The organism is Leptotrichia sp. OH3620_COT-345, assembly GCF_003932895.1.
Taxonomy (GTDB): domain Bacteria; phylum Fusobacteriota; class Fusobacteriia; order Fusobacteriales; family Leptotrichiaceae; genus Pseudoleptotrichia.
Genome location: NZ_RQYW01000175.1, coordinates 1 through 302 on the forward strand (window position 1 = coordinate 1; position 302 = coordinate 302).

The 302-nt window shown below is 37.7% G+C and carries 1 protein-coding gene; it reads left to right on the plus strand.

Translation table 11 applies throughout. From position 1 onward, the window contains the following. On the plus strand, positions 1 to 302 hold a 302-nt coding region (locus EII29_RS12500; protein WP_158612573.1), incomplete at both ends, for a hypothetical protein.

Consider the following 302-nt stretch of genomic DNA (forward strand, 5'->3'; position numbering starts at 1 on the left):
TTAAGGTCATACGGAACTCCTATAAGAAGAAATACGCTATCAAGCTTTGAGAAGCCATTGGGAATACGATTTAAAGGGTCAGCATTGAACACACCTGATTTTGTAGCTAATACAAATAAGCTGTTCAGTTTATCGGGAGAGTCAAGGCTTGTAAATATATCGAATATAGATAAGGTAAAAGAGCATAGCTGGAAAGATAAAACAGGACATTTACCTATAGGGAAGGCAGCATTAAGAGAACAGTTAATGCCGGGCTTGTTTATCCCTGTGTTACCTGACAGTAAGAAAATAGGAAAACCTGA